The sequence below is a fragment of the Sorangium sp. So ce119 genome, assembly GCF_051524405.1.
Taxonomy (GTDB): domain Bacteria; phylum Myxococcota_A; class Polyangia; order Polyangiales; family Polyangiaceae; genus Sorangium; species Sorangium cellulosum_G.
The window spans coordinates 422,221-446,761 of the sequence record NZ_CP150310.1; the positions used below are offsets into that span (position 1 = coordinate 422,221).

Sequence of the window (24,541 nt, forward strand, 5' to 3'; positions counted from 1 at the left end):
CGCCCGCGCTTCCCGACCCGCGGGGGCGAGGATCCTTGAAACCGTGTCGTCCGCCCGGCTATCTTCGGCCGGCCCGTGAACGGACCGGACCGAATTCGCGAGGTCCGCGGAGAGACGATGAGCGTTGAGACGATTCGGATGGCCCTTGGGCGCCTGCAGGATGAGCCTGAAAACGAGGCGGCCTGGAACGAGCTCGCGGAGGGCGTGACCGCTCCGACCAGCAGCGCGGGCGCCGGGGACGTCGAGCGCCTGCTCGGCTCGGCGCGCGCGCGGCACGAGCAGCGGCACGAGTGGCAGGCCGTCGCCCGGCTCCTCGAGCTGGAGATCGCGCTCGCCGCCGGGAGCGCCGTCGAGGGCGCGATGCAGGCGGAGCTCGCCCGCGTCTACCACGAGGAGCTCATCGACGTGGACCGCGCCGCGGCCGCCTACAAGCGGCTGCTCGAGCTGCGCCCCGACGACGACGCCGCCGCCGAGGCGCTCGAGACCGACGCCTCGAAGCGCGAGCGGTGGCGCGACCTCGTCGACCGTTACGTGGCCGAGGCCGAGGGCGCGACCGACGGCGCCTTCAAGAGCGCGCTCTACACGAGCGCCGCCGACATCGGCTACCGCTACGGCCGCGCCGAGCTCGGCGAGCGGATCGCCGAGCTCCTCCAGCTCGCCCTCGAGCTCGACCCCAGGAACCGCCGCGCCGCGAGCCTCGCGGAGATCGCCTTCTCCACCGCGGGCGACTACGAGGCGGTCGTCCGCGTCCAGACGCTCGTCAAGGCCGAGGCCCAGCTCAAGGAGGACCGCATCGCCGCGGGCCTCCGCGCGGCGCGCACCATCCGGACCCACCTGAGCGACCCGGCGCGCTCGATCGCGGCCTACGAGGAGGTGCTCGACCTCTCGCCCGGCCAGCCCGAGGCGCTCTCGTTCCTCGCCGAGGCGTACTCCGCCGCGGGCGACTGGGATCGCCTCGTCGCCCTCTACGAGGACCAGCTCCGCAGCGGCGGCGTCAAGCCCGGCGAGGAGCTCGGCATGCTCGTGCAGATCGCCATGGTCCACTGGCGCATGCGCGGCCAGCCCCAGGCGGCGGAGCCCTACTTCGACCGCGTGCGCCGCGCCGAGCCCGCGCACGCCGGCATGCTCAACTTCTACCGCGAGGTCCTGGAGCAGCGCGGCGACAAGCCGCGGCTCACGACGATCCTGACCGACGCGCAGCGCGCCCTGCCCGACGGCGCCGAGAAGCGCGCCATCGCCACCGAGCTCGCGCGCCTCGCCGAGTCGCAGGAGAACGCCGCCAAGGCGATCGAGCAGTACAAGTCGGTGCTCCGGACCGACCCGGAGAACCGCCAGGCGCGCGACGCCCTGAAGCGCCTCTACCTCCAGACCGAGGGGTACAACGCCCTCGTCGAGCTCCACCGGCAGGACCTCGAGCGCACGCCGGCCGACGACGTCGCCGGCCGGGTCGCGGTGCTCCGCGAGATCGCCGGGATCTACCGCGACCGCGCCAAGAACGACGCGGCGCTCGTCACGGTGCTCACCCAGATCGTCCAGCTCGACGACAAGGACGTCGACGCCGTGCGGGAGCTCACCCGCATCTACGAGGCGCTCGGGCGCTGGCGCGACCTGCTCTCGTACCAGCAGCGCCTCGCCGAGCTGACCGAGAGCCGCGCCGAGAAGGCGGGGCTCTACCGCGCGGTCGCGCGGCGCTGGTTCGACCAGTTCTCGAACGTGCAGAACGCCATCGCCGCGTACGAGGCGCTGCTCACGGTCGAGCCGATCGACGAGGAGGCGCAGCAGAAGCTCCGCGAGCTCTACCTCAAGCGGCGCGCCTGGCCGCAGCTCTACTCGCTCTACGAGCGCAAGCTCGAGAGCGCCGAGGGCGCCGCGAAGATCGAGCTGCTCGGCGAGATGGCCAAGCTCGCCGCCGAGCGGCTCGACCGCGGCGCGGACGCGATCGCGCTGCAGAAGCAGATCCTCGAGCTCGATCCGAGCGCCCCCGGCGTGCTCGACGCGCTGGAGAAGCAGGCCGAGCGCGAGAAGGACTTCGCCACGGTCGCCGAGGTGCTGGAGCGGCGCGTCGACCTCGCGCCCGACGACGCGGCGCGGCTCGTCTCGCTGCAGAAGCTCGGGGCCGTGTACGCCGAGCGCCTCAAGGATCAGGCCGCGGCGGCGCGGACGTGGCGGCGCGTGCTCACGCTCTCGCCGGGGCACGCGCGCGCGCTCCGCGTCCTGCGCGACGCGTACTTCGCCGCGGGCGACTGGGACGGGCTCGAGGAGCTCTACGCCTCGCAGAACGACTGGGAGGGCCTCGTGGACTTCCTCTCGGGCGCGGCGGACAAGGCGACCGATCCGGCCACGAAGCTCGACATCTCGTTCCGCGCGGCGCGGATCTTCGAGGAGCAGCTCAAGGCGCCCGAGCGCGCGGCGCGCTCGTACGAGCGCGTGCTCAGCGTCTCGCCGAAGGACGCGCGCGCCGCCGCGGCGCTCGTGCCGATCTACGAGGAGGAGGAGAAGTGGGCCCGGCTGCCGGCGCTCTACGAGATCCTCCTCGACGCGACGGACGACGCCGAGGCGCAGGTCGGCATGCTGCGCAAGCTCGCGGCGGTGACGGGCGGCCCGCTCTCGGACAAGCCGAGCGCGCTCGGCTACGCGCGCCGCGCCTACGAGCTCAGGCCGGACGAGGAGGGGCTCGACCTGCTCGAGGCCTGGTCGCGGGCGGCGGGCTCCTGGGCCCCGTTCGTCGAGGCGGTCGAGGGCCGGCTCCGGACGGCGACGTTCCTCCCGACCGACGTGCAGCGCACGCTGCGGCTGAAGCTCGCCGAGGTGTACGCGCGCGAGATGGGCAAGCTCGACGAGGCGGTGACCGTCTACCGCGGCCTCGTCCAGGACGACCCGTCCGACGACAGCACGGTGCGGGCGCTCGACGCGCTCCTCCGCGCGAACGAGCGGCAGGAGGACCTGCGGTGGCTCTTCGACCTCCGGGCGAGCCAGGTCGAGGGCGAGGAGCGCGCCGAGATCCTCGAGGAGTGGGCGACGCTCGAGGAGGAGGTCTTCGGCGACCCGGCGAAGGCGATCGAGCTGCTGCGCAAGGTCATCGCGCTCACGCCCGCGCGCGTCGACGCGCTGCGGGTGCTCTCGCGCCTGCTCATCGCCGCGGGCGAGTACGAGGCAGCGGCCGAGATCGTGGCCACGCACCGCGACGTCAGCGACGGCGACGAGCGGGCGCGGCGCGAGATCGAGCTCGCGGGGCTCTACCTGGACCGGCTGGACCGGCCGGCGGACGCCTTCGAGGCCGCGGTGCGCGCGCTCGACCTGTCCGCGCACGACCCGGACGCGATCGCCGTCCTCTCGCGCCTCGTCGAGCGCCCGGAGACCCGCGTGCGCGCGGCCCGGGTGCTCGCGATCGAGTACGCCGAGACCGGCAACCACCGGCGCGAGGCCATGGCCCTGCGGGTGATCCTCGAGGCGGAGCGCGATCCAGCGCGGCGGCGCGAGCTCTACGTCACGCTCGCGAACGTCGAGGAGACGAAGCTGCACGCGGCCGGGACGGCGTTCGACGCGCTGCTCCGGGCGCTGCACGAGTTCTCGGACGACCTGGAGCTCTGGGACCGCGCCGCGGAGCTGTCGCGGCGCGCGGGCCGGCCGACCGATCTGGCGGAGGCCTACCGGGTGCACCTCGTCGCGGGGCGCACCGAGGGCGACAAGGTGCTCGGGAGCGCCGTGGAGGTCGAGCTCTGCGAGCGCGCGGCGAGCCTGCACGACGAGCAGCTCGGCGACCCCGAGGGCGCGCGGCCGTACCTCGAGCGGGTGCTGAACCTCGACCCGAACAACCACCGCGCCTTCGAGCGGCTGAAGCAGATCCTGACGGCGGCCGAGCGCTGGGGCGAGCTCGAGGAGCTCTACGATCGCGCCGCGAAGGGCACGACCGACCAGGCCGAGCGCATCGAGCTGCTCAACGAGGTGGCGCTGATCGCCGAGGAGATCATCGGCGACGCGGCCAAGGCCATCGGCTACTACGAGCGCATCCTCGAGCTCGACCCGTTCTACACGGCGGCGCTCGACTCGCTCGAGAAGCTCTACGAGCGCGAGGGTCGCTTCCGCGACCTCGCGGCGCTCCTCGAGCAGCGCCTGAAGACGGCGACCGAGTCGGAGAGCGTGGAGATGAAGCTGTCGCTCGGCAGCATCTACCTCGACCGGCTGCACGAGCCCGAGGGGGCGCTCGGCCACCTCGAGGACGTGCTCCGGATCCGGCAGAACGACCCGAAGGCGCGCGAGCTGGTCGAGCGGCTGCTCGACATCGGGGCGCTCCGGCTCCGGGCGGCGCGCGTGCTCGAGGCGGTGTACGAGGCGCGCGACGAGATCCGGCAGCTCGTGCGGGTCCTCGAGATCCGCCGCGAGGGCGCGGAGACGGAGGCGGAGCGGCGCGAGCTGCTCCGCCGGGTCAGCGTGCTCCAGGACGAGCGGCTCAAGGACGACGCCGGCGCGTTCGCCAGCCTGTCGGAGCTCCTGCCGCTCGAGCCGGAGGACCTCGCGGCGCGCGAGCGGCTCATCGAGATCGGCCGCCGCCTCGGCGAGCACGAGCAGGTCGCCGAGGTGCTCACGGCGGCCGCGGACGCCTGCGGGACGCCCTCGATCCGCGGCGAAATCCTGATGGAAGTCGCGAGGATCTGCGAGGACCTGCTCGGCGACGCCGACCGGGCCGAGAAGGTCTACCGGCGCGTGCTCGCCATCGATCCGACCGACCCGGCGCTGGTCATCCCGGCGGCGCAGGCGCTCGGCCGGATCTACGCTGCGAAGGAGCAGCACCAGGCGCTCGCGGGCGTGCTCGCGATCGAGGTGCGCCTCGAGGAGGACGCCGAGACGCGGCGGTCGCTCTACGAGCGCATCGGCACCCTGTACGAGACGGTGCTCGACGACCCGGCCAAGGCGATCGAGGCGTGGCAGGCGCGGCTCGGCGACGACAGCGCCGACGTGGCGGCGCTCGCGGCGCTCGAGCGGCTCTACGAGCGGACGTCGCAGTGGCGCGAGCTCGTCGGCGTGCTCCGGGCGCGGGAGCAGTCGACCGCGGACGGGGAGGAGCGGCGGCGCGCCATGACGAAGGCGGCCGAGACGCTCGCGCAGAAGCTCGCGGACGTGCCCGAGGCGATCAACGCCTGGCGCGCGGTGCTCGACGAGTTCGGCCCGGAGCGCCCGACCCTCGCGGCCCTCGAGGAGCTCTACGAGCTCGACGAGCGCTGGGTCGACCTCGCCGACACGCTGGAGACGGACCTCTCCCTCGCGGTGGAGACGCCCGCCCGGCTCGACCTCCTGGCGCGGCTCGGCGACGTGCGGCGGCTGCACCAGGCCGACGCGGCGGGGGCGCTGGAGGCGTACCGCCAGGCGCTCTCGCTCGACCCGTCGAACGCGCGCTGCCGCGCGGCCCTCGAGGCGATGCTCGAGCGCGAGGACGCGCGGCGCGACGCGGCCGAGACGCTCGAGCCGCTCTACGAGGCGGACGGCGACGCCGAGCGCCTCCTCCGGGTGCTCGAGATCAAGGTCGAGACGTCGGACCTCCCGAGCGAGCGGCTCGACACGCTGCAGAAGGCGCTCCGCACCGCGGAGGGGCCGCTCGGCGACACGTCGCGGGCGTTCGGCTACGCGCTCCGCGGCGTGCGCGAGGCGGCCGGCGAGCCCGACGTGACCACCTGGATCTCGACGGTCGAGCGGCTCGGCGAGGCCACCGGGCGGTGGTCCGAGGTGTGCGAGCTGTTCCAGCGCATCGCGCCGGACATCCTCGACGGCGACGTGCAGCAGAACGTCCGGCTCCGGGTCGGCGAGCTCGCGCGGCACAAGCTCGGCGACCGCGAGCTCGCGGTCGAGCAGTACAAGAAGGCGCTCGAGGCCCGCGGCGACGACCGGCGGGCGATGATCGCCCTCGAGGAGCTCTACGGCGAGGCGAACGACGCGGGCCGGCTGCTCGAGATCCTGAAGCTCCGGGTCGAGAACGCCGAGGGCGACGAGGAGAAGACGGGGCTCCTGTTCCGGATCGCCGAGCTCGAGCGGGGCCCGCTCGCGGACCCGGCCGCGGCGATCGCGACGTACGAGACGATCCTCGACATCACGCTCCACCCGGACGCCATCGCGGCGCTGGACAGCCTCTACCGCGAGGCCGGGCGCTTCGAGGACCTCATCCGGCTCTACGAGCGGCAGCTCGACGTGCGCGCCGGCGACCTCGCCGAGCTGCACGTCAAGATCGCGCTGGTCGCGCACCGGCACACGGGCGACCTGCAGAGGGCGTTCGACGAGCTCTCCGAGGCGCTGCTCATCGATCCGGCGCACGAGGGCGCCGTCTCGCTGCTCGAGGCGATCCTCGAGGGCTCGGCCGAGGCCGAGCACCGGGCGCGCGCGGGCGAGATGCTCGAGCCGGTGTACCTGCGCCGGGCGGACTGGAACCGGGTGAAGATCGCGCTCGAGGCGCGCCTCGCCGCGAGCCAGGACCCGGTCGAGCGCCGCGACCTCCTGCAGCGCCTCGCGACGCTGCACGAGGAGCAGCTCGAGGACTACCGCGCCGCCCTGGAGACCGTGGCGAAGCTCCTCCACGAGGACCTCACGGACGAGGGGGTCTGGGCGGAGCTCGAGCGGCTCGCGAAGGTCGCGAGCGCCGAGCGGCGGCTTGCGGAGATCTACGCGGCGGAGCTCGGCGAGCTCACCTCGGACGACGCGTCGAGCGCGAAGCTCAGCCGGCGCACCGGCGAGCTCTACGCCGAGCTCGGCGACGTGACCGACGCGCTGAAGTGGTACCGGCGCGCGCACGAGTTCGAGCCGGACTCGCGCGAGCTGTTCGACGCGATCGACCGGCTGCTCATCAAGGAGGGCCGCCACGCCGAGCGCATCGAGCTCTACCGCGCGGCGCTCGACTACCGGAAGGACGAGGACCGGCTCGACGCCCTGCACACGATCGCGCGCCTGGAGCGGACGGAGCTCCGCGAGCCCGCGCGCGCGATCGAGACGTACCGGGCGGCGCTGGACGTCGACGAGGACGACGCCAGGGCGCTCGACGCGCTGACCGAGCTCTACCGCGAGCTCGACCGGCCGCGCGACCTCGCCGATCTCTACCTGCGCCGCGCCGAGGCGGCCCCGAACGGCGAGCGCGCGGCGCCCTACCGGCTCGCGCTGGCGGAGCTCCTGCGCACGCGCTTGGACGACACAGCGGGCGCGATCGATCAGCTCGAGGCGATCGTCGGCGAGGTGCCGACGCACGCCGAGGCGATCCGGGCGCTCGAGGCGCTCATCCAGGATCCGCAGCACAAGGCGCGGGTCGTCGAGATCCTGCGGCCGCTCTACGAGGGGGCGGACGACTGGCGGCAGCTCATCCGGCTCAACGAGGAGCGGTTCGGCCTCGCGACGGACGCGCGCGAGAAGGTCGCGGTGCTCCGCGAGACGGCGAAGCTCTGGGAGACGCGGGGCGACGACGAGCTGCGCGCCTTCGACGCGACCCGGTCGGCGTTCGGCCTCGATCCGGACGACGGCGAGACGCGCGGCGAGCTCGAGCGGCTCGCCGAGCAGCTCGGCGCCTGGGAGGAGCTCGCGGGGAGCCTCGAGGAGGGCGTGACGATCACGTCCGACGAGCTCACGAAGCGCGAGCTGCTCTCGTCGCTGGCCAAGGTCTACGACACGCGCGTGGACGACCCGCGCCGGGCGCTCCGCGCCTACTCGCGGCTGTCCGCGCTCGACCCGAGCGACCCCGAGCCGCTCGAGCAGATGGACACGCTCGCCGTGCTCCTCAGCGACTGGGACACGCTCATCGCCGTCCTCGAGAAGAAGAGCGAGATGGCGTCGGACGAGGAGAACGCCTCGATCTGCCGGCGCATCGCCGAGACCAAGCTCGAGATGCTCGAGGACACCGAGGGCGCGATCCAGGCGTATGAGCGGGCGCTCGAGCTCGATCCCGAGAGCGCGATGACCATCGACGCGCTCATCGAGCTGCACGAGCCGCGCGGCGCGGCGAGCCGGCTGGTGGAGCTCTACGGCCGCCGCGTCGAGCTCGCGGGCCCCGACGAGGAGGAGCTGCGCTACGACCTCAACGTGCGCGCCGCCGAGCGCTACGAGAGGGACCTCTCGAGCCCGCGCGACGCGATCACCGCGCTGAACGCGGCGCTCGACGCGAAGCCCGGCGACCCGGCGGTGCTCTCCGCGCTGGAGCGGCTCTACCGCGCCGAGCGGATGTGGGACGAGCTCCTCTCGAACCTCACGCTCCAGGCGAGCGCCGCCGCGGACAGGGACGCGCGCATCAAGCTGCGGACGGCGATCGGCGACCTCTACGCGGGGGAGCTCGAGAGCCCGAGCGACGCGATCGAGCAGTACCGGCTCGTCCTCGACGAGGATCCGGTGAACGACCACGCCATCCGGGCGGTCCGGTCGATCGGCGAGGGCCGCGAGGAGCTGCGCCTCGACGCCGCCCAGGTGCTCGAGCCCGTCCTGCGCGCGGCCGGCCGCCACGAGGAGCTCGCGGCCGCGCTCGAGCTGCGCCTCCGCGCGCAGACCGAGCCGGCCGACCGCGCCGAGACGCTCCGGGCGATCGCGGCGGTGCAGGACGTGCAGCTCGGCCGGCCGATCGAGGCGGAGCAGGCGCTGCTCCGCGCCCTCGAGGACGCGCCGGACGACGCGTCGCTGCACGGCGAGATCGAGCGGCTGGCGGAGCGCACGGACGGCTTCGGGCGCTACTGCGACGCGCTCGCGCAGCGGGCCGCGTCCACGTTCGACGCGACGATCGCCAAGGACCTGTTCCTCCGGATCGGCCGCATCGCCGAGGAGAAGCTCAGGGACGACCGGCGCAGCGCCCAGGCCTACGCCAAGGCCGTCGAGCACGCCGGCGACACGCCGGAGCTCCTCGAGGCGCTCGACCGGCTGTACGGCCGGCTCGGCGACGAGAAGGCGCTCGCGGACGTGCTCGAGCGGCGCGTCGCGGTCACGCCCGCCGATCGCGACCAGGCGGACCTCTTCTACCGGCTCGCGGTGATCCAGATCGAGTCGTTCGGCGACAAGTCGCAGGGCCTGAACACCCTGCGGCAGGCGCTCGATCGCGCGGTCGATCACGAGCGGGCGAGCGCCGCGCTCGAGGCGCTCACCGAGGATCCGGCGCTCTTCGACGAGGCGGCCGAGGCGCTCGAGGGCGTCTACCGCACGCGGGGCGACAACGCCGCGCTGGCGCGCCTCTACGAGAAGCGCATCCGCTTCGCGCCGACCGGCGTGGAGCGGATCCGGATGCGCCTCGACCTGGCCAAGGTGCTCGAGGTGCGCTCGAACGACCCGCGCGCGGCGCTGGAGACCCTCGAGAAGGCGCTCGCCGACGACCCGTCGGACCCGGACGTGCTCGGCGAGATCGAGCGCCTCGCCCCGCTGACGGGCGGCTGGGCGAGCGCCGCGGCAGCCCTGGAGCGGGCGGTGCGGGCCGGGGCCGACCTCGACGGCGACACGGCGCGCGACCTCTGGATGCGCATCGCCGAGTGGCAGAAGAACAAGGTCGGCGACGCGAAGGCCGCCGAGGCGGCGTACGAGGCGGCGCTCACGCACGATCCCACGAGCGAGCACATCCTGCGCTCGATCGAGGAGATCCAGCGGGCGCCGGGGCGCGAGCGCGACCTCATCGGCACGCTCCGGCGGATCGCGGCCCTCGACGGCATGGAGGGGACCGCGGGCGAGCTCCGGCGCGAGGCCAAGGAGCTCGCGGAGCGCGCGCTGGGCGACCGGGAGCTCGTCGAGGCGATCCTGCGCGAGATGATCGCGGCGGACGAGGGCGACACCTGGGCGCTCGCCGAGCTCACGAAGGTGCGGGAGGAGGCGGGCGACCACAAGGAGGTCTTCCGGCTGCTCGTGCGGCAGTCCGAGCTCTACGCCGAGGCCGAGCGCATCCGCGACGCGCGGCACGCCGCCGCGGCGGTCGCGCGCGAGCGGCTCGGCGACGAGGCGGCGGCGATCGAGCTCTACGAGACGCTCTTCGAGGCGGATCCGGGCGACGCGCGCGCGGCGACGGCGCTGCGCGAGCTCTACGCGAAGGCCGGCAAGCACAAGGAGCTGCTCGCGCTGCTCGAGCGCCTCACCGACCTCGCCGAGTCCCCCGAGGCCCGGTCGGCGCTGCGCCTGGAGAGCGCCGAGATCTGCCTCTCGCGGCTCGACGCCGTGAGCGAGGCGACCGAGCACCTGCGCGCGGTCCTCGACGAGCAGCCCGACAACGAGAAGGCGACGGTCCTGCTCGCGCAGCTCCTCGAGAAGACCGGCCGCGATCAGGAGCTGTCGGACCTGTTCGTGACGCAGATCGAGCGCGCGAAGGACCGCGGCGACGTCGCGGCGGAGCTGTCGTACAGCGTACGCCTCGGCGAGGTCTACGAGACCCGGCTGAACGACACGGCGCGGGCGATCGAGACCTACCGCGCCGTGCTCGAGCGCGAGCCGCGCCACCCCGGCGCGCTCCTCGCGCTGGCCCGGCTGCACGAGCAGCGCGGCGAGAAGGCCGAGGCGGCGCAGCGGCTCGAGGTGATCCTCGAGGACGCGGCCGGCCCGGAGGCGGTGAGCACGGCGCTCCGGCTCGCCGACCTGCACCGCTCCCTCGGCGACGAGGGCGCGGTCCGGCGGGTGCTCGAGCGGGGCCTCGCGGCGGACGGGTCGGCGCAGGACATCCGGAAGCAGCTCCTCGCCCTCTACGAGAAGCAGCAGGCCTTCACCGAGCTCGCCGACCTCATCACCGGCGACGCGGAGACGGCGACGCAGCCGGCCGAGAAGGTGGCGCTCTACCGCAAGGCGGCCGGCATCCACCTGACGAAGCGGAACGATCCCGGCCGCGCCGCCGACCTCCTGGTCAAGGCCACCGAGCTCGTCCCGGGCGATCGCGAGCTCCTGCTCGCGCTGTGCGACGCCTACAGCGCCTCGGGCCGCGGCCAGAAGGCGGCCGAGGCGCTCCAGCAGATCGTCGAGTCCTACGGCGGCCGCCGCTCGAAGGACCTCGCCGCGATCCACCACCGCCTCGCCAAGGCCTACCTGGCCGAGGGGCAGCGGGACCGGGCGCTCGCCGAGCTCGACGTCGCGTTCAAGATCGACCCGGGCTCGATCGCCATCCTCCGCGACCTCGGGGTGCTGGCGCTGGAGCTGTCGGAGTCGAGCGAGGACGCGGCGGCGAAGGCGGCGCACATCGATCGCGCGCAGAAGACCTTCCGCGCCCTGCTCCTGCAGAAGCTCGACGAGGGCGCGCCGATCAGCAAGGGCGAGGTCTTCTATTACCTCGGCGTCATCAGCCACCGTCAGAGCGACGACAAGAAGGCGATCCAGATGCTGGAGCGCGCGCTCGACAACGACAGGGACTTCGCCCCCGCGAAGGAGCTCCTGGCGCAGCTCAAGAAGTGACGTAATCTCGCCGTGTGACGCGGCTTGTCAGCATCGACGGTGTCGTCTTCCCGCCGGAGGAAGCCAGGGTCTCTGTCTACGACCGCGGCTTCCTCTACGGCGATAGCGTCTTCGAGACCATCCGCACCTACGGCGGCGAGCCGTTCGCCCTGGAGGAGCACCTCGCCCGCCTCGAGCGCTCGGCCGAGCGGATCGCGATCGCCCTGCCGATCCCGCGCGACGAGCTCGAGCGCGAGGTGCGCGCGCTGATCCGGGCCGCCCACGCGGCCGGGAGCGCCGGCGCGGCGGCGGGCTCGTCCGGCGCTGCGGCCGCGGCCGCCGTGCCGGCCGAGAGCTACGTCCGCGTGATGCTGACCCGCGGCAGCGGTCCGCTCGGGCTCGATCCCGCGCTCGCGGGCGCGCCCCTCCGCGTCGTCCTCGTCGAGCCGCTGAAGCCGCTGCCGGGCGCGCTCTACCGCGACGGGATCGCGGTCGTCACGACCCGCACCCAGCGGGCCGGCGACGCGGCGCCCGGGGCGAAGGTCTCGAACTACCTCGAGAGCCTGCTCGCCCTGCGCGAGGCGCGGGCCGCGGGGGCGCACGAGGCGCTCATCCTCGACCCGTCAGGCCACGTCGTCGAGGGGACGACGTCCAACGTCTTCCTCGTGGAGCGGCGGCCCCCGGCGCACGAGGGCGAGGAATGCCCCGGACCGGTGCTGATCACCCCGCCCAAGGAGGCGGGGATCCTGGTCGGCATCACCCGGGCCAACGTGATCGAGGTCGCGGACGAGCTCGGTATGCCCGCGTGCTGCGAGCCCGTCACCATGTCCCGGCTCCTCGCCGCCGAGGAGGTGTTCATCACCTCGAGCCTCCGCGAGATCGTCCCGGTCGTCCGCGTGGACGCGCACCCCATCGGCGCGGGCGTTCCCGGCCCGCAGACCCGCGCGCTGCACGCCGCTTTCCGCAAGAAGGTGGGCCTCGGTGCGGCACCTCTCCCCTGGGACGTACCTTGAGCCGCGCGGCCGACCCGACCGCGCCGGATCCTTGGATGGCCAGCGCGGCGCGCGCGTCCAAGTAGCAACCTGGCACGCTCCCTGCGCGGCCGGATGGGGCTCGGCCCTGGCCTGCCGTACACTCAGTCCGAGAGGAATCCATGATGAATCGCCCGCTTCGAATCGCCTGCTTCCTGATCTGCGCCGCGACCTCCGCGGCGACGGCCGGGTGCGCCGTGACCACCGATGAGAACTCGATCACCGCCGAGACCCTCGTCCGCTACGAGGGCAGCGACGAGAGCGCGCGCGTCGACTACATCCCGAACCGGGGCCAGAGCGTCCGCATCGTGAGCGACAACGGCGACGTCGAGGTCAGCATCGGGAACGTGGACGACGTCGTGGTCACCTTCTCGCCGTTCACGATGCGCAAGAAGGACGAGAACAAGCTCGCGGTCGCGGAGATGGAGAACGATCTCCGGCTCTCCGCGATCACCGACGGCGACGTGGTCATCTCGACCCAGACCACGTCGGGCGCCTCGGGGTACCTCGGCGCCGACATCCGGGTCGTCCTGCCCGCCGACTTCGACGGCGTGCTCCGCGTGGAGCAGGACAACGGCAGCGTCGACGTCGATCTCGACGGCGCCCTGTCCCGCGGCACCACGGTGCTGAGCGGCAACGGCAGCGTCGATGTGGTCGGCGCGCGCGGCGCGATCGACGTGTCCACCGACAACGGCAGCGTCTTCGTCGACGTCGACGGGTGGAGCGACTCGGACGGCTCGATCTCGAGCGGCAACGGCGCGCTCGAGCTCTCGGTGCCGGCCGGGGTGGACGGGACGATGACCGCGCAGACGCTCCTTGGCGACATCGTCGAGCAGGGGCTGCCCTCGACGTGGGCGACCGCCGCGAACGACGCCGGCACGTCGTACACGATGGGCGACGGCGACGGCGGCCATCTCACGCTCTTCACCGAGCTCGGTGACATCGCGATCCTCGTGAAGTAGCGCCGCCAGCACAAAAGCGAGAGGCGAGCGCCGGGTTTCCCCCGGGCTCGCCTCTCTGCTTTTGTCTGCCCGGCGCCGGCCGGGCCGGCGCTCCGGATCACCGGCCCGTCGAGCCAGCGCCCCGGATCACCGGCCGCCCGGGCCGGCGCTCCCGGTCACCCGCCGGCCGGCTGCTGGGCCTCGGCGCCCTGCGCCTCGGCGCCAGCGGCCTCGGCGCCCTGGGCCTCGTCGCCCGCGCCGCCCGCCGCCGGGGCTGCCCCGGGGCGCGGTCCGGCGCCGGCCGGGACCGGCACCCGGAGCTGCCCGCCGCCCTGCTGCGCGAGCACGCCGAGCGCCTTCTGGAAGAACGCCGCCAGGAACGGGATCTCGCGCGGCGGCGAGGTGATCAGCCCGGCGTCCTTGACCGCGCGCGCGACGGCGAGGGCGGCGGTGGCCGTCGCGTCGCCCTTGCGCGCGCGAAGCGAGACGGCGCTGCTGCGCATCCGGGACGCGAGCTGCGCGCGCACCTCGGGCGAGAAGAACCTGTCGGTCGCGAGCTCGAGCTCCTCGCGCAGCGCCACGTTCACCTGCTCGGGATCGCGCGCCCCGGCGGCCCCGAGCCGCTGGCCGACCTTCTGCAGGAGCTCGTCGAGCGCCGGCCGCGCGGGCAGCCAGTGCCGGAACTCCGGCTCCTCGTGCAGGGCGGCGGAGCCGGCGATGTGCGCCGTCACCTGCTCGTCCGTCAGGCCCTCCTCGAGGTCGGCCACCGGGTGCCGCGGCTCGGCCTCCGGCGCGGGCTCGATGAGATCGCGGCACCCCTCCAGCCCGAGCGGCACGACCTGCCCCGACGCCGCGTTCTGCCGCTTGGCGAGCGCGATCCGGTGGCGCGCCCACTCCAGCGAGACGGGCACGGGCGCCGTGCCGAGGTTGTCGTACGCGCGCGCGCGGCCCTCCTTGAGCTGCGAGCCGCTGAGCCACCCCGCGCCGGCGTGGAGCACGCCGACCGACTCGCGCACGATCACCTCCGCGATCCGGTAGCGGCCGCTCGTGTCACGGCTCGTGATCGCGATCGCCTCGGTCCCGCTCGAGTCGGGCGGGATCAGCGTCGCCTCGACCACCTCGGCGCGGTCGTCCGCGAGCCGCGCCACGCGCGGGCGCGTCGGGATCGCCGCCCCGCGCGACTTCAGCACGTTGAGCGCGCGCCGCGCCGCCTTGCGCGCCGCGCCGGACGCGTCCTCCGCCTCGGCGGCCGCCGCGATCGCCTCGGCGTTCGAGGCGCCGAGCCACGCGTCGACGAGCGCCGGCGCGGCGTCGCCCGCGGCCCGCAGCGCCTCGAGCGCCCGATCCCAGCCCGCCGCGAGCACCTCGGCGTCGAAGTCGACCTTCGCCGCCCCCGCGCCGCCGTCCTGGCGCGCGCCGCCCTCGGCCTTGCTCTTCGCGGCCGCCGCGGACTGCTTGGCCTTCGCGGTGCGCGCGCTGAGCGCCTCGCGCGCCGTGAGCGCCGGCTTGTCCGAGGCCGCGACCTGCTTCGCCTTCGCCGCCGGCAGCGAGAGCAGGAGGTGCGCCGGCCTGGCCGGGCCCTGCGGCTGCTGCGGCCGGGACTCCTTGGCCGTCACCACCGTCGCGGTCGCGCCCTGGCCGGTCACGGTCACCATCCGCTGGCTCTGCTGCTTCGGCGCGGGCCCTCGTCCCTCGGCGCCCCCGGGGCCCTGCGCCCCGGCCCGAGCGCCCTGCGGGCGCCCGCCCTCCCCGACAGGCCGCGCCGAGAGGCCGCGGTCGGGCCTGGGGCCGCGATCGGGCCTCGGGCCGCGGTCAGGCCTGGGTCCACGGTCGGGTCTGGGCCCGCGGTCGGGCCTCGGGCCCTGCTCCCCGCCGGCTCCCTGCGCCGCCCCAGGTCCCTGCTCTGCCCTGGGTCCACGCTCCAGCCTGGGCCCGCGGTCGGGCCTGGGCCCGCGGTCGGGCCTGGGGCCGCGATCGGGCCGCGGGCCGCGATCGGGCCTGGGCCCGCGGTCGGGCCTCGGGCCGCCGGACGCGGCGGCGGGCCGCTCGGGCCTGGGCGCGCGGTAGTCGCGCACCACGCGCGGCGCGACGGTGGGCGGCGGCGCGGCATCCTCGCTCGTGGTCGGCGCCGGCGCGTCGGCGAGCGCGGGCCGCTTGCGGGGCGCGATCACGTCCAGCAGCGAGCCCTGCGGCTCCTTTGCCGCGGCCTTGGCCGAGGGGGGACGCGGCGCCTCGCCCGCGGGCTGCGCCGAGGCGCCCTCCGACGGCTCGTCGGCCTTGCTCGCGACGGCCGTGCTCGCCGAGCGGACGACCCTCCGCGCGCGCGGCTTGTCTGCGCTCTCTGCATCGGGGGCGCCCTCGCGCGCAGCTTCGGGAACTGCGCTGGCGGTCCGCTCCGTGCTCTCGCTCTCGTTCTTTGTGCTCATGTCGAGGCTCCCGGGGACATTTTGGAGATGGGGACCGCGGCCGCGGCTCCCCGATTATCGCGAAAGATGGGCAACAGCTTCGATCTCGACGGCGGAGCCCTTGGGCAGCGCCGCCACCTGCACCGTCGCCCGTGCGGGCAGCACGCCGCCGACGGCCGCCCCGTACACCTGGTTGACGACGGCGAAATCCGCGAGGTCCGTGAGGAAGATCGTTGTCTTCACCACGTCGTTCCAGCTCGCGCCGGCCGCGGACAGCACCTCGGTGAGGTTCTTGATCACCTGGGCGGTCTGCGCCTCGATCCCGCCGGCGACGAGCTCGCCCGTCGCGGGATCGATCGGGATCTGGCCGCTGCAGAACACGAGATCGCCGGCCCTGACGGCCTGCGAGTAGGGGCCGATGGCGCGCGGGGCCCGATCGGATGTGATTGCGGTTTTGGACATGTCGACCTCTGAATCGTGGAGCGCTCCGGCGAGGCGGAAGGCCCGCCCGCCCGGCCCGCACGGCGCGCCGGGGGCCGGTCGGCGCGGTTCCCTCTAGCCGAAGCTCTTCCGGCCTTCGATGGCTCGCCCCAGCGTCACCTGGTCGGCGAACTCCAGATCTCCCCCGTGCGGCACGCCGCTGGCGATGCGCGTGACCTGGATCCCCATGGCGCCGAGCTCGCGCGCGATGAGCAGCGCGGTCGCCTCTCCGTCGACCGACGGCGGCGTGGCGACCAGCACCTCGCGCACCGGCTGCTCGGGGTCGCGCACGCGCGCCCGGAGCGCCTCGAGCGGCAGCTCCTCGGCGCCGACCCCCTCGAGCGGCGAGAGGAGCCGGCCGAGCACGAAGTAGCGCCCGCGCATGGCCCCGCTCCGCTCGATCGCGAGCAGGTCCTGCACGCGCGCGACGACGCAGAGGAGCGCGCCGTCGCGCCGCGTGTCGAGGCACACGGCGCAGAGCGGCTGGCCGTCCTCGCCGATCTCGGCGATGTTGCCGCAGCGGGCGCACGGCCGGATGTGGTCGCAGAGCTCGACGAGCTCGCCGCCCAGGTCGCGCGCGGTGTCCTCGCCGGCGGTCACGAGGAAGAGGGCGAAGCGCTGGGCCGTCTTCTCGCCGACCCCGGGCAGGCGCGCGAGGAGCTGGGCGACGCGCGACAGCCGGGCGGGCATGCCGCCGGGCGCGCCGCGGAAGCCGGGCGCGGGCGCGGCGCGGCCGCCGTTCGGGACCTTCGAGGAGCCGGGGGGCGACGCCGGGGGACGCAACGCGATCAAGTGTGCATGCCGGGGAGCTTGACGCCGCCGGTCACCTTGGCGATCTCGCTCTCGACGAGCTTGTCGGCCGTGTCGAGCGCCGAGTTCGTCGCCGCGACGATCGCGTCGAGCGCCATCTCCAGGCCCTCGCTCGCGAGGAACGCGGGGTCGACGTCGATCCGGCGCAGCTTGCCCTCGCAGGAGACCACGACCGAGACCTTGTCGCCGGCGGCGGTCGCGCTCACCTCGCGGTCCTTCAGCTCGCCCTTCACCTGGTCGATCTTGCGCTGCATGCGCGCCGCCTGGCGAACCAGCTCATTCATTCCGCCGCGAAATTGCATGGTCAGACGGCGGTCTATGCCGTGAACGGCGCCGGGCCGCAACCGGGAAGGGGAGGAAGGGGAAGGGGCCAGCGCGGGCCTCCGACGCGGTGCGCGGATGGGCGCGGCGCCGCCGCGCTCCGGGGAGCGGAGGGGGTTCCAGGGGCCGGACCGTTCCGGCTCTCCAGGCACTCCCCCTGCTGCGCGGTATCCGCGCCTGGACGTGACGGAGCGGGGTGCGTTCGGCGCGGCAACTCTGGCAAACTCTCCGGAATGCGGGGCGACCTCCGTGCCGGCCACAGCCGCGGCGACGCGCCCGCGAGAAGGTGCTAGTCGAGCAGCGTATGAGCTACGTCGTCCTCGCGCGGAAATGGCGCCCGCAGTCCTTCGAGGATCTCGTCGGCCAGGAGCACGTCTCCACGACGATCGCCAACGCCATCGCGCGCGATCGCGTCGCGCACGCCTTCCTCTTCACGGGGGTCCGCGGGGTCGGCAAGACGACGAGCGCCCGCATCCTCGCGAAGGCGCTGAACTGCGTCCACGGCCCCACGGCGAAGCCGTGCCAGACGTGCGCTCAGTGCTCGGAGATCACGGTCGGCGCGGACGTCGACGTCCAGGAGATCGACGGCGCGAGCTACAACGGCGTCGACGAGGTGCGCAAGCTCCAGGAGAGCCTGCCGTACCGGCCGGCGCGCGATCGGTTCAAGATCTTCATCGTGGACGAGGTCCACATGCTCTCGAACGCGGCGTGGAACGCGTTCCTGAAGACGCTGGAGGAGCCGCCGCCGCACGTGAAGTTCATCTTCGCGACGACGGAGGTGCACAAGGTCCCGGTCACGATCCTGAGCCGGTGTCAGCGCTACGACTTCAAGCTCATCGGCGCGCAGGCGATCGCGGCGCGGCTCCGCTGGGTGCTCGAGCAGGAGAAGATCCCCGCCGACGACCCGGCGCTCAGCGCGCTCGCGCGCGAGGCCGCGGGGAGCATGCGCGACGCGATGAGCCTGCTCGACCAGGTGATCGCGTGGGTGGGCACGAGCGGCGATCGCATCACGGCCGAGGGCGTGGCGAAGGTGCTCGGCGTGGCCGACCGCGTGGTGCTGCACCGGCTCGCGGAGGCGCTCGTGGACGGCGATCCTGCGGCGTGCGTGCGCATCGTCGGCGAGCTCGCGCAGCAGGGGTACGACCTGCCGCACGTGGCCCGCGACTTCCTCGCGCACCTGCGCGACCTCGTGGTGGCCAAGGTCTGCGACGATCCGGCGCCGCTGCTCGATCTCGCCGACGAGGAGGTCGCCGACGCGCGCGCGCTCGCGGCGCGGGCGGACGCGGACGACCTCACGCGGCTGCACCAGGGCTTCTCGCGGGCGTTCGACGACATCGTCCGGAGCGGCCAGCCGCGCGCCTCGCTGGAGATGGCGCTGGTGCGGCTCGCGAGGCGGCCGCCGCTGCTGCCGATCGACGAGCTGCTGCGCCGCCTCGGCGACCTGGAGCGGCGGCTGAACGGCGGCGGCGGTGGTGGCGGCGGCGGTGGCGGAGCGCCGGAGCGCGGTCCGCAGCGGCCCGGCGCGCCGCCCGGCGGAGCGGCTGCGCCGAGGCGCGGCGCGGCGCCGGCCGAGGCTGCGCCGGAGGACGCGCGGGCGGATGCGCGCGGCGCGGGCGCGGCGCCTGCGTACGGCGCGGCGGCCAGCGGCGTGCCGAGGGCGAACGGCGCGGCGGCGAACGGCGTCGCGTTCGCGAGCGGGGCGGCGGGCGCGAACGGGGCGGCGGGCGCGAACGGGGCGGCGAGGACGAACGGCGCGGCGGCGTACGGCCCCGCGGCAGCGCACGGCCTGGCGGCAGCCCCGGCGAGCGGCGTGACCGCGGCGAACGGGGCGGCGAGGGCGAACGGCGCGGCTGCGTTCAGCGCGCCGGCTGCGTTCAGCGCGCCGGCCGCGTTCAGCGCGCCGGCTGCGTTCAGCGCGCCGGCCACGAGCGGGGTGGCGAGGGCGAGCGGCGGCGTGGCGGCGAACGGCGCAGCGGCGAACGTCGTCTCCCTCGTGAACGGCGCGCCGGGCGTGAGCGGCGCGGCGGCGACCTTCGCTGGCAGCGCCGCGCCGGCGTTCGCGGGCGGCGCCGCGCCGGCCCTCGCGAAGGCGCCGTACGCGAACGGCGCGGCCGCGCCGGCGTTCCGCCCCGACAGCGCGCCGCCTCCTTCGCCGCGCGGCGCGCTCTACTCCGTCCCGCAGAGCGCTCCTCCGGCAGCCCCCGCGGCGCCGAGCCCCGTGTCAAGGACGAGCGCGCCGCCGCCGGCGAGCGCGCCGCCGCCGTCGATGAGCGCCGACGACCTCGCCACCTGGCGCGCGGTGATCACCGCGGTCCGGGGGCAGCGGCCGGCGCTCGCCTCCGTGCTCGAGCACGCGGCCCTGCTGGAGCTGAAGCCGACCCGCGTCGTCCTCGGCTACGAGGCGAACTCGTTCCTCTCCGGCCAGGCCACCGAGCCCCCGGCCCGCGACCTGCTCGCCCGCGTCCTGCAAGCCCATTTCGGCGGCCCCGCCGAGCTCGTCTTCGAGACGATCACCCGCGGCAGCGCCGGCCCGTCGCTCGCGCAGGTCGAGACCGCCGAGCGCAAGGCGCGCGTCGAGGCCGCCCGGCGCGCCGTGGCCGACCACCCGCTCGTCGCGGCCGCGATCGAGCTGCTCGGCGCGGAGCTCAAGGACGTGCGGCTCGCTCCGGACTTCGCGGAGGGGTGAGCGCCGTGTGCTGCCGCGCGACGTGCCACTGCGCGACGGTCTGGAAGAAGAGAGAATCAACCACAGAGGCACAGAGAGCACAGAGGGGAGAGAAGAGAGATTGATTTCTTCTCATCCTCTGTGGCCTCTGTGCCTCTGTGGTTCAATTCTCTTTTCTTCGATGTGTTCGTGAGGTCCGGTGCCCTGGAGGATGCACGCCGGAGGCGCGGTGATCCTCCGACGTGAAGCAACGCCGCCGCCGGGAGAGCTACAGAGTCAGCTTCCGTTCCGCAGCCAGGAGCGGAACGCCTTGACCGCCTCGTGCTGGTCCGGCCAGCGCACGAATCGCGCGAGCGCGACGAGATCCAGATCAGGAATGAGCTCGCTGGCCGCGATGGCCTCGTACTCCTCGCCGCGCAACGCATGGATGTGGAAGGCGTCGCGCTCCCAGAACCAGACTTCGCGGACGCCGAGCCCGCTGTAGACGGGCAGCTTGTCGAGCCCACCGCTCGTCAGCACCACCTCGATCGCGATATCGGGGAACTCCTTGAGCGTGCCGCCGATGCAATAGCACTCGTCGGGCTCGAGGCCGCGCGCCTTGGCTTCTCGACGGAACGTGGTCGAGCCGTAGCCGTAGAGCGGCACATCCCGCTCCAGCGCGAAGAACTCGATCAGGCGAGCGATGCTCTTCTTGTCGATTTCATGCTCGATGGACGGACTCATCAGCTCCAGCGTTCCCTCGCAGAAGGTCATCCGCAGGCCGGGGGTGTCCAGCTCATCCCGCAGCCTGACGTACGTGTCCCAGGGGACGCCCTGGAGCACGAAGCGCTGCTCGCCCGCAGGCGCGGGCGACGTCGGAAGAGGCACATGTACAGCGGCTACCATGGCTACCCCGGAAGATAGCACGCTCGTCCCGAGCGCTGCCGCCGGCACATGCCGTGGAGGGCCTTGCCGAGGACGCCCGCGATCCGACCGAGCGCGACGCCGCGAAGCGCCAGCCGCCGGCCACTGCCCCGGGCACCTCAAGCGCGCTGCGCCGCCGTACCGCTGCTCAGCGCGCGGCTCGCCAGGAACGCCGCCCGTTCTTCCACGGGCCCCGGGCCCACGTCGACCACCTCGAAGCCGGCCGCGCGGTACATCGCGCCGAGCCGCTGGTTGATCCGCTCCGCCTCGGCGGCGCGCTCTTCTCGGCTCCTGCCCCAGCGCGGGGCCTGGATCTCCGGCATCACGGCGAACAGGAACACCAGCGCATAGCGCTCGAACGCGGGCTCGCCGGGTGGCCAGGGATACTCCACCTCTCCGCTCGTGCGCAGGTAGTACTCGACCGGATCGAGGTACCCGCGCTCCAGCCAGTCCCCGCTGCGCGCCTCCGCCTCGATCGCCCTCTGGGTCTCCAGCACCCGGGCGGCGAACTCCCGCTTGCGGCACAGGGGACAGACGTGCTCCGGCGCGTCGATCGGGCGGAACGGCTCGTCCGGCGGATGCCCGTGGGTGCGCGCCCCGAGCTCGTCGAGCACGCGCCGGTGCGCCTCGCCGTGCACGCGGTGGCCCCGCGTGGACGCGAGGTGACGGAGCGTCGTGGTCTTGCCGCACGCATACGCGCCCGTCGCCACGAAGAGATGCTTGCTCATCTCCAGCTCACCGCCGGGTCCACCACACCGAGCCCCCGCCGACCTCGACGGCGCTTCCAGCGAGCGCCGTGAAGCGCGCGACAGCCTCCATGACACCCGCGTGCTTCTCGTTGTGGTCGTGTCCGGCCAGGACCCCGCCCGGCTTCAGCTTGGGCCACCACGCCTCGATGTCCGCGATCACCGCCGCCCGGTCGTGCGATCCGTCGAGGAAAACGAGATCCAGGCTCGCGTCGGCGAAGCGCGCCGCCGCGTCCGTGGAGGCGAGCCGGTGGACGCTCGGCCGGATCCCGAGCGCCTCCAGGTTCGCCCGGAACACGCCGGGCACGTCCTCCGCGGCCAGCATGGCGCGATACCGAGCGGCGTACTCGTCGCTGGAGCCCCCCCAGGCGTCGACGCAATGGAGCGCGACGCCGTTCCTCGCCGCGAGCCGCCCGACGTACGCCGTGGAGAGCCCCTTCCAGGAGCCCACCTCGACCATCGCGCCGCCCCGGAGCGAGCGCACGAGCGCCCGGTACGCGAGGCCGGCTTCCTCGGAGAACCAGCCCTGGATCGGGTCGAGCCGGGTCACAGGGAACAGCGCGAGGAGCGCCGCCGGCTTCCGCGCTGGATCGCGGACTTCGTACTGACGGTCGCACAGCTTCACGAAGCAGCGGGCGTCGTGCGCGACGAACAGCGGCCGCTCGATGACGGCGAACTTCTTGAGCGACGTGGACCGCTCCGGATCTCGCTCTCCCCTCCGGATCTCGTCGGCGGTCGTCGCGAAGATCACGTCCTCGTGCCGGATCGGGCGCCCCTGATCCGGGCCGTCGGTCCACGGCCGCTCTCCGGGGTATCCGGCGCGGTCGGTGCCGTGCTCGAGGAGGCGAGCCAGCTTGTCCGCCTCGCTCGCGCGGAACAGGAGAGGGCCCGTGATGCCGCGCGCCTCGAGCTCGTCCAGCACCTCCTCGAGGAAGAGCAGGTTCCGGCCGATGTAGGGCAGGGGGATGACGGGCGGTGTCATGAGACGTCGAGCGCGGCGCGCGCCGCCGGCGGCGGGCCCAGGATCCCGTCCCAGGGTTGCCAGGTGGAGGCGAGCCTGGCATTCGGGTGGAAGATGAGCTCGTGGACGATGCCCGGGCCGGAGCGCTTCGTCTCCTCGAGCTGGGCGAGATCGGCCTCCTCGAAGACCACATCGATGTCCTCGAAGCGGAACACCTCGACATAGTAGTAATAGCCGACGATCTGCCGCTCGAACGAGAACCGCGCGTCGGCGCTCAGCGCGTCGAGGAGCGGCTCGAGCTGGACGCGGGCGCGATCGCTGTATTTGACCACGTGGTTCTCGACCACGGCGGTAGGGTCGGTCTTCATCAGTTGCCGGAAGATCACGTTGTCCACGCCGAGCGACCGCGCGAACCGCAGATAGGCCACGATGTGCTCCACGGTGTCGATCTGCCCCTCCAGGAGCACGCAGGAGAGGCGCACCCGGGTGCCGCCGGCCGCTGCCGCCGCCACGACGCGGCGGAGCTCGTCGACGCTCAGGCCGTCTTTCATCACCATGAGCCTGGCGTTCCGGTCGTGGTCGGGGTGGGCGCGGCTGATGTTGAGGTGCTGGACGCCTGTCTCGACGATCCAGTCGATCACCCGCTTCCCCTCGCGCTCCTGGAGCAGCCCCGAGCCGTTCGTGGTGAGCGTCCGCTTGCGGCCGCGGCGGGCCTGCCCGAGCGCGAGGATGCGGGGCAACCGCGGATCGTGGCTCGGCTCGCCGCCGGTGATCGATACCGTCGGATCCAGCGGGCGGAGCGCTTCCAGCGACTCGGCCATCGCGTCGAAATAGCGCCCGTCGTCGTCCTCGACGCTCTTCTGCACGGCGAGGCTCCGCCCACGCGACGCGGGCCTGAGCTCCTCGACGCAGAAGTGGCATCTCGCATTGCAGGGTTGCCGGCTGTAGATGGAGAAGTTCGCGTTGCGGTAGACCTCGACCGGCCGGCCCCACAGGTCGAAGCGCACCGTGTCGCCGGCGGTGCTGTTGCCGGTCAGGTCGAAGGCGCGGCTCTTCATCCGGCGCCATTCGTCGCGGAACGGGCGCGCGCTCACGGCAGCCTCCGCATGGCGTCGGAGCGCGCCACGAGGTCGGGGCCGAAGGCGCGGCCGTCCGGGTTGAGCATCGTGAAGTGGGTGCCGACGAGGAAGGGCTCTTCCCAGTCCTCGTGCTTCTGCGCGAAGCCGTAGCGCTGCAGGTGGAAGACGTTGGCGAGCTCGATGAGCCCCGCGTCGCGCACCGCCTGCGCGACCCACGCGTCGCCGTCCGGCTCGCTCTTGCGCAGCCGGACGTTGAGGACGAGCTGGCGGTCGCCGCCGAGCGCCGCGAGCCGCTCGCGCAGGGCGCGCGCGAGCTCGAGCAGGCCGCTGTCGTGCTCGAGGAGGTGGTGGTTGACCGAGAGCTTGATCGTGGTGGGCTCGCCGAGCTTCTCCAGCCAGGCGTCGAGCCCGGCCGGGTCGCGCGGGAGCTCGACGCCGTTGGTCACCACGACGACGCGCGCGCACCGGGGCTCGGCGCGGGCGAGCCGCACCATCTCGTCGAAGTGCGGGTGGATCGTGGGCTCGCCGCCCTCGAGCTGCACCTCGAACGGGCCCTCGGCCGGGAAGCTCGCGCGGTAGCGGTCGAGCGCGAGGAAGGTCTGCCCGCGAGGCGACGAGCAGGTGCAGCACCACGGGCACGCGCGGTTGCAGTGGTTCGAGGTGGCCACGTAGAGCCGGTGCGGCCGCTCCGCCGTGGGGCGGTCGAGGGGGAGCGTGCCCGTGAGCGTGGCGTTCTGGGGTCTCGTCGCGGTCGGCATGGAGCGCCTCCAGCGAGGAGGATACGGCCGGGGGGGGAGGGGATGAAGGAGATCCGAGGGGCGCGGATCACGGCGCCGGGCGGCCGGCGCGCGCGCCGTGT

Annotated in this window: 13 protein-coding genes; 4 read left to right on the forward strand and 9 right to left on the reverse strand. The window is 73.9% G+C overall.

Going from position 1 to position 24,541, the window contains the following annotated elements:
* The first annotated feature begins 138 nt into the window (after window positions 1–138).
* The 3 genes from WME76_RS01685 (at window position 139) to WME76_RS01695 (ending at window position 13,333) form a co-directional block, all read left to right on the forward strand.
* On the forward strand, window positions 139–11,361 hold the full coding sequence (locus WME76_RS01685) for a tetratricopeptide repeat protein (protein WP_437958480.1): 11,223 nt from the start codon (window positions 139–141) through the stop codon (window positions 11,359–11,361).
* Between the two features lie 14 nt (window positions 11,362–11,375).
* On the forward strand, window positions 11,376–12,353 hold the full coding sequence (locus tag WME76_RS01690) for an aminotransferase class IV (RefSeq protein ID WP_437958481.1): 978 nt from the start codon (window positions 11,376–11,378) through the stop codon (window positions 12,351–12,353).
* A 140-nt stretch (window positions 12,354–12,493) separates the two neighbouring features.
* The gene (locus WME76_RS01695; protein WP_437958482.1) at window positions 12,494–13,333 is read left to right on the forward strand and encodes a hypothetical protein; all 840 of its coding nucleotides are present in this window, start codon (window positions 12,494–12,496) and stop codon (window positions 13,331–13,333) included.
* Between the two features lie 155 nt (window positions 13,334–13,488).
* Here WME76_RS01695 and WME76_RS01700 read toward each other — a convergent pair whose 3' ends face one another.
* The 4 genes from WME76_RS01700 to WME76_RS01715 all read right to left on the reverse strand — a co-directional run bounded on the left by WME76_RS01700 (window position 13,489) and on the right by WME76_RS01715 (window position 17,309).
* Window positions 13,489–15,738, reverse strand: coding sequence for a hypothetical protein (locus tag WME76_RS01700; RefSeq protein WP_437958483.1), 2,250 nt, complete (start codon window positions 15,736–15,738; stop codon window positions 13,489–13,491).
* A 54-nt stretch (window positions 15,739–15,792) separates the two neighbouring features.
* Window positions 15,793–16,179 (reverse strand): RidA family protein, encoded by a 387-nt coding sequence (locus WME76_RS01705; protein WP_433932867.1) that lies wholly within the window; start codon window positions 16,177–16,179, stop codon window positions 15,793–15,795.
* A 93-nt stretch (window positions 16,180–16,272) separates the two neighbouring features.
* The gene (gene recR, locus WME76_RS01710; protein WP_433932868.1) at window positions 16,273–16,989 is read right to left on the reverse strand and encodes a recombination mediator RecR; all 717 of its coding nucleotides are present in this window, start codon (window positions 16,987–16,989) and stop codon (window positions 16,273–16,275) included.
* Window positions 16,986–17,309, reverse strand: a complete 324-nt coding sequence (locus WME76_RS01715; protein ID WP_061606776.1) for a YbaB/EbfC family nucleoid-associated protein — start codon at window positions 17,307–17,309, stop codon at window positions 16,986–16,988. Before WME76_RS01715 ends, recR begins: the two co-directional genes overlap by 4 nt.
* A gap of 323 nt (window positions 17,310–17,632) precedes the next feature.
* On the opposite strand from WME76_RS01715, the gene dnaX reads away from it, so the two are divergent.
* Window positions 17,633–20,014, forward strand: coding sequence for a DNA polymerase III subunit gamma/tau (gene dnaX, locus WME76_RS01720; RefSeq protein WP_437958484.1), 2,382 nt, complete (start codon window positions 17,633–17,635; stop codon window positions 20,012–20,014).
* A 255-nt stretch (window positions 20,015–20,269) separates the two neighbouring features.
* Here dnaX and WME76_RS01725 read toward each other — a convergent pair whose 3' ends face one another.
* From WME76_RS01725 to WME76_RS01745, 5 genes are all read right to left on the reverse strand, one after another.
* Entirely contained in the window at window positions 20,270–20,878 is a 609-nt protein-coding gene (locus tag WME76_RS01725) for a Uma2 family endonuclease (RefSeq protein WP_437962065.1), read from the reverse strand.
* A gap of 137 nt (window positions 20,879–21,015) precedes the next feature.
* Window positions 21,016–21,624 (reverse strand): AAA family ATPase, encoded by a 609-nt coding sequence (locus WME76_RS01730; RefSeq protein ID WP_437958485.1) that lies wholly within the window; start codon window positions 21,622–21,624, stop codon window positions 21,016–21,018.
* Window positions 21,625–21,631: 7 nt separating this feature from the next.
* Window positions 21,632–22,624, reverse strand: a complete 993-nt coding sequence (locus WME76_RS01735; RefSeq protein ID WP_437958486.1) for a class I SAM-dependent methyltransferase — start codon at window positions 22,622–22,624, stop codon at window positions 21,632–21,634.
* Window positions 22,621–23,697: a radical SAM protein gene (locus WME76_RS01740; protein WP_437958487.1), complete on the reverse strand. Its 1,077-nt coding sequence runs from the start codon at window positions 23,695–23,697 to the stop codon at window positions 22,621–22,623. The genes WME76_RS01735 and WME76_RS01740 overlap by 4 nt, the downstream gene beginning before the upstream one ends.
* Window positions 23,694–24,440, reverse strand: a complete 747-nt coding sequence (locus WME76_RS01745) for a radical SAM protein (RefSeq protein ID WP_437958488.1) — start codon at window positions 24,438–24,440, stop codon at window positions 23,694–23,696. Before WME76_RS01745 ends, WME76_RS01740 begins: the two co-directional genes overlap by 4 nt.
* Between the last annotated feature and the right edge of the window lie 101 nt (window positions 24,441–24,541).

Bases quoted from the DNA above. Each gene is read 5' to 3' on its own strand.
- dnaX (WP_437958484.1), top strand. From the start codon at position 17,633: ATGAGCTACGTCGTCCTCGCGCGGAAATGGCGCCCGCAGTCCTTCGAG.
- WME76_RS01705 (WP_433932867.1), bottom strand. From the start codon at position 16,179: ATGTCCAAAACCGCAATCACATCCGATCGGGCCCCGCGCGCCATCGGC.
- WME76_RS01700 (WP_437958483.1), bottom strand. From the start codon at position 15,738: ATGAGCACAAAGAACGAGAGCGAGAGCACGGAGCGGACCGCCAGCGCA.
- WME76_RS01735 (WP_437958486.1), bottom strand. From the start codon at position 22,624: ATGACACCGCCCGTCATCCCCCTGCCCTACATCGGCCGGAACCTGCTC.
- WME76_RS01745 (WP_437958488.1), bottom strand. From the start codon at position 24,440: ATGCCGACCGCGACGAGACCCCAGAACGCCACGCTCACGGGCACGCTC.
- WME76_RS01715 (WP_061606776.1), bottom strand. From the start codon at position 17,309: ATGCAATTTCGCGGCGGAATGAATGAGCTGGTTCGCCAGGCGGCGCGC.
- WME76_RS01730 (WP_437958485.1), bottom strand. From the start codon at position 21,624: ATGAGCAAGCATCTCTTCGTGGCGACGGGCGCGTATGCGTGCGGCAAG.
- WME76_RS01725 (WP_437962065.1), bottom strand. From the start codon at position 20,878: ATGGTAGCCGCTGTACATGTGCCTCTTCCGACGTCGCCCGCGCCTGCG.
- WME76_RS01685 (WP_437958480.1), top strand. From the start codon at position 139: ATGGCCCTTGGGCGCCTGCAGGATGAGCCTGAAAACGAGGCGGCCTGG.
- WME76_RS01695 (WP_437958482.1), top strand. From the start codon at position 12,494: ATGATGAATCGCCCGCTTCGAATCGCCTGCTTCCTGATCTGCGCCGCG.